Below are 6,469 nucleotides of genomic sequence, written 5' to 3' on the forward strand. Positions count from 1 at the left end.
CGGAAGCCGTTGGCCTTCTTGTCCTTGCCGGTGGTGTCGTTGGAGTGGGTCAGGCCGGCCATGAAGATCACGCCGGCATCCTGGCACAGACCCTGCACAGCGACAGCCACACCAGAGGACGACCCGCCGGTGATCATCACCGCGTTGTCCTTTTCGATCATCGACTTGGCGGAGGCGCGGGCGGCGTCAGACTTTGTTTGCGTGTCGCCGGTCACGAACTCGACCTTCTTGCCGAGGATGCCGTTGCCTTGAAGCGCCTTCGAAGAGAAGGTGCTCATCATGCCGCCGTCGCCGCCACCGTTCAGGTGCTCGACAGCCAGTTCATAGGCGCGCAGCTCGTCGGCGCCCTCATCGGCGTAGGGCCCGGACTGGGGCACGTTGAAGCCGAAGGTCACGGTGCCGCCGGTTGGCTCGTTGGTGTAGGCCTGAACGGACTGCGCCGTAAAGATGGTGGGCAGGGCCAGACCAGCACCGGCTACGGCGCCGGTTTTCAGCACGCCCCGACGTGTGAGGTTGTTAAACGACATAGATGTCCTCCCGTTTGTTTTATGCGGCACTTCGGGCTCCTCCCTGACGCGCCACAGCCCATTTCTGGGATAATTTATTATCGGGTGCGGATGGCAAAGGTGGCAACAAATCCTTTCACACTCAGCATTTTTCTGTAAATTATTTCGCAAGGACGCGGGGAAACTTGTAAAGATTTTGTCTCGCGACCGCAGAACCCTGTTGAAAAGGCGCATAAAAACCCATGCCTCCCCGCACCCTCACAGGCACCAGAATCCGCGCCCGCCGCAGCGACCTCGGCCTCAAGCAAGGCGCGCTTGCCGTTAAGGTCGGTATTTCACCGTCTTACCTCAATCTGATCGAACACAACCGCCGCAGAATCGGAGGCAAGCTGTTGGTGGATATCGCGCGGGCGTTGAGTATCGAGCCGGTGGCGCTATCAGAAGGGGCAGAAGCGGCGCTGATAGATGCGCTGCGTGAAGCGGCTGGAGAAGAGGACGGCGAGGGGTGGACGCCCGCCAGCCGGGCCGCCGCAGAGATTGAGCGGCTGGAGGAATTTGCCGGGCGCTTTCCCGGCTGGGCCGCGCTGCTGGCCGAAACCCACGGGCGGTTGCGGGAGGCGGAGCGCAGCGTGGAGGCGCTTTCGGACCGGCTGTCACATGATCCGCACCTGTCGGCTAGTCTGCATGAGATGCTGTCATCCGTGACCTCGATCCGCTCTACCGCGACGATCCTTGCAGAAACCCCGGATATTGACCGCGAGTGGCGCGACCGCTTTCATCGCAACATCAACGATGACAGTGCAAGGCTGGCCGAAAGCGCCGAGGGGCTGGTGCATTACCTTGATAACAGTGGTGGCGATCAGGCGGGGAACGCGGGCACGCCGCAGGAGGACCTGGAGGCGTGGCTGGCCGGGCGTGGCTACCACCTGGAAGAGGGCGAGGGGCCAAAGGCGAGCGAGGAGGCGGCGCTGGCAACGATGCGAGGCGCGCTCAAGGGGGCGGCGGCGGTGGAGATGGGCGAGAGCCTGGTGCGCCGCTATGTGCGGGAAGCCGAGGCGCTTCCGGCGGAGGCGTTGCTGGCGGCGGCCCAAAAGGAGGGCTTTCATCCGGGCCGGTTGGCGGCGCGCTTTGGCCTTGGGGTTGATCTGGTATTCCGCCGCCTTGCCGCCCTGCCCAGAGACAGGCTGCCGGGCGAGATTGGCCTTGTCGCCTGTGATGGATCAGGCACGCTGACCTTTCGCAAACCCATTGCCGGATTTCCGATGCCACGTTACGGCGCGGCCTGTGCGCTATGGCCGCTTTATACCGCGCTGGTGCGGCCCGGCCTGCCGGTGGCGACGCGGGTTGAGATGGCGGGCCGTGCGCCGAGACGCTTTTCAGCCTATGCGATCTCGCTGGCGCAGGGCGCGCCCGCCTTTGGGGAACCGCAGGTTTACGAAGCCACGATGCTGCTGCTTGACGAGGGGTTCACGCCAGAAGAGGCGCAGACCGGGGCGCTGGCGTTGGGCACCTCTTGCCGCATTTGCCCGCGCGAAGGCTGCGCGGCGCGGCGGGAGCCATCTATCGTGGGGGGGTAGAGGGGCGCTGGGGCGAATATATTGCCCCTCCGAGACAAGGCGTTTTGACTATTGGTGCCAAATACCGTCAAATGCAAAATGACGTGCGGCGACGACAGGGGAGGAGTTCGTTGGGCAAGCGTGTTCTACTCGTTGAGGATGAACCGAATATCATTGAAGCGATCCGCTTTATCCTCAGCCGTGATGGCTGGAGGGTGGATACCCATTCGGATGGGGCGAGCGCACTTGCGGCTGTAGCCCGCCACAGGCCTGACGTGATGATCCTTGACGTGATGCTGCCAAACAAATCCGGCTTTGACATTTTGCGCGAGTTGCGGGCCGGGCCTGAGACCAAATTGCTGCCGGTGCTGGTGCTTACCGCCAAGGGGCAGGGTAAGGACAGGGAACTGGCCGAGCAATTTGGCGCCAACCGCTTCATGACGAAACCCTTTTCCAATGATGAGGTGTTGAGCTGCGTGCGAGAGCTTGGCGGCGCGGCATGAGCGAGGGTAAGCGGGCGGCGCGGCTGATTGACATCGCCGATGAGGTTGATGCCGAGAATATCCCGCTGTTTCTGGCGCATCAGACCTATAAGCGCCGCCGCCTGATGGATGCCGCAAGGCTGCTGCCGTTGCTCGGGCTGGTGCTGATGATGTTTCCGCTGCTGTGGCTGGGGCCGGAGAATGAGCCGCGCACCGCCACGGGGGTGATCTATATATTTGTCACCTGGGCGGTGTTGACGCTGGCCGCCTATCTGATCGCGCGCCGCCTGTCTGGCCCGTTGCCAAGTGAGCCGGAGGCCGGGGAGCGCGACGATGTCGTTTAACCTGCTTGTCGCGGTTTCGCTGCTCTATGTGGGTTTCCTCTTTTTGGTGGCCTTCCTTGCGGAGCGGCGCGCAAAAAGCGGCGCGGGGCGCTGGCTGCGCTCGCCGATGGTTTATACGCTGAGCCTGTCGATCTACTGCACCGCCTGGACGTTTTACGGCGCGGTGGGCTATGCCGCCCGCTCGGGCTTAGAATACCTGACAATCTACCTTGGCCCAACGCTGGTGCTCACCGGCTGGTGGTTGGTGTTGCGCAAGCTGGTGCGCGTGGGGCGTGCGCAGCGCATCACCTCGATTGCCGATCTGATCTCCAGCCGGTTTGGCAAATCAAACACCCTTGGGGTGATCGTGACGCTGCTCGCGGTGGTTGGCACAACGCCTTATATTGCGCTTCAGCTTCAGTCGGTTACGCTGTCGCTTGAGGTCTTCGCCGAAGCCTCGCCGCGCACCATTGCCGGGCCGCAGGAGGGCAATGCGTTTTGGGTGGCGGCGGGGCTGGCGCTGTTCACCATCCTGTTTGGCACCCGCAACCTTGATGCCAATGAACGCCATCACGGGGTGATCACGGCCATTGCGGTAGAGGCGGTGGTGAAGCTGGTGGCGCTGCTGGCGGTTGGCACCTTTGTGACATGGGGCATTGCCGGCGGGGTTGGCGATGTGATCGCGCGGATCGAAACGTCACCGCTGGCCGAGTGGGAATTGCACCCAAGCCGCTGGGCGGGGCTGATCTTTTTATCGGCGGCTGCGGTTTTGTGCCTGCCACGGATGTTTCAGGTGCTGGTGGTCGAAAACGCCGATGAGGCGCATCTGGCCACCGCCTCATGGGCCTTTCCGCTTTACATGCTGCTGATGTCTGTTTTCGTGGTACCGATTGCCGTTATCGGGCTTGAGCGGCTTCCCGCAGGCTCAAACCCCGATCTTTTTGTGCTTACCGTGCCGCTGAGCGAGGGGCGGGGCGGGCTGGCGATGCTGGCCTTTCTTGGCGGCCTCTCCTCGGCCACCTCGATGGTGATTGTCGCGGCGATTGCCCTTTCGACCATGGTTTCGAACCATATTGTCATGCCGCTCTGGCTGTCGCGCCAGCGGGTGGGCAGCGCGATGGTGGCGGGGGATGTGCGCTATGTGGTGCTGCGGGCACGACGCATCTCGATTGGCGGCGTGCTGCTGCTTGGCTACCTTTATTACCGGTTTTCCGGCGGCTCGGAGGCGCTGGCCGCCATTGGCATTATCTCGTTCGCCGGGGTGAGCCAGGTGCTGCCTGCCTTGCTCGGCGGGCTGTTCTGGCGCGGGGCCACGCGCTCGGGGGCGATTGCGGGGTTGCTGATTGGGTTTACCATTTGGGTGTGGACGCTGTTTTTGCCCAGCTTCGGGGCGGCGGGGCCGATGAGTGCGTCACTGCTGGCGGAGGGGCCGTTGGGGCTGGGCTGGCTGCGCCCGGAGGGGTTGTTCGGGATCGACGGGATGGACCCGTTGGTGCACTCGCTTTTCTGGTCGATCGGGTTGAACACGCTGGCCCTGTGTACCGTTTCGATCCTGTCTTTCCCAAGCCCGTTGGAGCGATTGCAATCGGCGCAGGTGGTGAATGTGTTTGATCACACGGTCGGCGCACAAGGCTGGGCCAGGGGCAGCGCCGAAGCCGAAGATTTGCTGATGATGGCGCAGCGGATTTTGGGGGCGGACGAGGCGCAGGATCTGTTTCGAAAGCAGGCCGAGGCGCAGGGAAAGGTGGGGCAACTGCCTGATACAACACCGGAATTTGTATCAGATCTTGAGCGTGACTTGTCTGGCTCTGTGGGCGCGGCCACGGCCCACGCGATGGTGGGGCAGATCGTGGGCGGCTCCTCGGTGCTGGTGGAAGATTTGATGCGCGTGGCCGACGAAGCGCAGCAAATTCTGGAGTATTCCTCGCAGCTTGAGGAAAAATCCGAAGAGCTTGCGCATACCGCGCGCCAACTCAGGGATGCCAATGAAAAGCTGACAGCGCTTTCGGTGCAAAAGGACGCCTTCCTCAGCCAGATCAGCCATGAGTTGCGCACCCCGATGACGTCGATCCGCTCTTTCTCGGAATTGCTGCGCGAAGGCGGGCTGGCGGCGCCGGATCAGGCGCGGTTTTCCTTGATCATCCACGACGAGGCGCAGCGGCTTACACGGCTGCTTGATGATCTGCTTGATCTCGGGGTGATGGAAAGCGCGCAGGTGAGCCTGAACCTTGGCCCCGCACGCCTGCCTGACCTTTTGGATCGCGCCATTGCTGCTGCCGCAACCGAGGGCCAGTTGACCATTCGCCGTGAGCCGGACCGGGAAGATTATGAGCTGGTAACCGATGGTGACAGGCTTTCGCAGGTCTTCATCAACCTCATCGCAAACGCCCGGAAATATTGCGATTCTCCCACACCGGAGCTGACGATCACGGTGCGGGAAGATGGTGGCGATCTGGTGGTGGATTTCGTCGATAACGGCGCAGGCATCGACGAAAAAAGCCGCGCGATCATCTTTGAAAAATTTGTCCGGCTGACCGATACCGCGTCGGCGGGCGGGGCGGGCCTGGGGCTTGCGATTTGCCAGGAAATCATGGCCCGTTTGGGCGGGGATGTGGCCTATCTGTCTGACCGGGGCGGCGCGGCGTTTCGGGTGCGGATCCCGCGTGAGGCGAGCGCTGTGGCCGCCGCGGGGTAACCCGGCGCGGAAGATGCAAGCTGATGCATTTTGGGGGCGTAGCGGCAGGATGTTAACCAATTTCAAACCTTGGCGTGAAACAACGGGGCAGATCTGATTTAAGGCACTCGCTCGATGGAGCCATGACAGAGACAGAAAGAGACCCTGTGCTCCGGCGAAAGCTGGCGGCTTCTGCCCCCGACCCGGCGCTTGTTGTGGCGGGGCTTCCCAGCGTCGAGAAGGCGATGGGATTGGCGATGGCGCGCGTCTCGGACCGGCTCATGGAGATGCCGCTGACACCGGGGGAGACCTGCCGCGTCACCCGGTCTTTGGCCGAGTTTCTTGATGAAATCCCCGAAAACGGGCTTTTTGCGTTGCTCGAAGGCCCGGATGAGGCGCAGGGGGTCATGGTGCTTGATACCTCGATGATGGGGATATTGATCGAGCAGCAAACCACCGGCACGCTGGTGGCGGCTGATCCCGGCCCGCGCCGCCCCACCCGCACCGATGCCGCGCTCTGTGCCGATTGGATTGACGGGGTGCTTGGCGCGCTGGAAGAAACCTTTGCCGAGGCGAAGGAGGCAAGTTGGCTTTCGGGCTTCGGGTTTTCGTCGCACTTGGCAGACCCGCGCCCGCTGGGCCTGATGCTGGAAGATGAGCCCTACACCGTTTTGCGCTTTGAAGTGGCGGTTGCGGGCGGCGCACGGGGAGGCGGTGGCATGATCGTGCTGCCAGCGCTGGGCCGCGCCCCCGAGGGCCGTCCGGTGCCCCAACCGGGCGCCAGCGGCGAACCGGAGGCGCCAGAGGATTGGGGGCCAAGGATTGAGGCCCATCTGATGGAGGCCGAACTGCCGCTGCGGGCCGTGCTCCACCGCAGCCAACGCACGATTGCGCAGGTTATGTCATTGAAATCCGGCGATCTGATCGC

Annotated in this window: 6 protein-coding genes; 5 read left to right on the top strand and 1 reads right to left on the bottom strand. The window is 62.9% G+C overall.

Annotated elements, in window-relative coordinates:
* Positions 1-527, bottom strand: a 527-nt coding sequence (locus tag P1U55_RS15255) for an ABC transporter substrate-binding protein (protein ID WP_301048493.1), incomplete at its 3' end; no start/stop codon positions are given.
* 221 nt (positions 528-748) lie between these two features.
* Between P1U55_RS15255 and P1U55_RS15260 the strand changes: the two genes are divergently transcribed.
* From P1U55_RS15260 to P1U55_RS15280, 5 genes are all read left to right on the top strand, one after another.
* The gene (locus P1U55_RS15260; protein ID WP_301048494.1) at positions 749-2,083 is read left to right on the top strand and encodes an XRE family transcriptional regulator; all 1,335 of its coding nucleotides are present in this window, start codon (positions 749-751) and stop codon (positions 2,081-2,083) included.
* Between the two features lie 110 nt (positions 2,084-2,193).
* Positions 2,194-2,565 (top strand): response regulator, encoded by a 372-nt coding sequence (locus P1U55_RS15265; protein ID WP_301048495.1) that lies wholly within the window; start codon positions 2,194-2,196, stop codon positions 2,563-2,565.
* Complete coding sequence (locus tag P1U55_RS15270) at positions 2,562-2,888, top strand: hypothetical protein (protein WP_301048496.1); 327 nt, start codon at positions 2,562-2,564, stop codon at positions 2,886-2,888. The genes P1U55_RS15265 and P1U55_RS15270 overlap by 4 nt, the downstream gene beginning before the upstream one ends.
* On the top strand, positions 2,878-5,562 hold the full coding sequence (locus tag P1U55_RS15275; RefSeq protein WP_301048497.1) for an ATP-binding protein: 2,685 nt from the start codon (positions 2,878-2,880) through the stop codon (positions 5,560-5,562). The genes P1U55_RS15270 and P1U55_RS15275 overlap by 11 nt, the downstream gene beginning before the upstream one ends.
* Before the next feature lie 122 nt (positions 5,563-5,684).
* Positions 5,685-6,469, top strand: a 785-nt coding sequence (locus P1U55_RS15280; RefSeq protein ID WP_301048498.1) for a flagellar motor switch protein FliM, incomplete at its 3' end; no start/stop codon positions are given.

Source organism: Vannielia sp. (genome assembly GCF_029212645.1).
Taxonomy (GTDB): domain Bacteria; phylum Pseudomonadota; class Alphaproteobacteria; order Rhodobacterales; family Rhodobacteraceae; genus Vannielia.

Coding starts and splice junctions, on each gene's coding strand:
- P1U55_RS15270 (WP_301048496.1), top strand. CDS start 2,562: ATGAGCGAGGGTAAGCGGGCGGCGCGGCTGATTGACATCGCCGATGAG.
- P1U55_RS15260 (WP_301048494.1), top strand. CDS start 749: ATGCCTCCCCGCACCCTCACAGGCACCAGAATCCGCGCCCGCCGCAGC.
- P1U55_RS15275 (WP_301048497.1), top strand. CDS start 2,878: ATGTCGTTTAACCTGCTTGTCGCGGTTTCGCTGCTCTATGTGGGTTTC.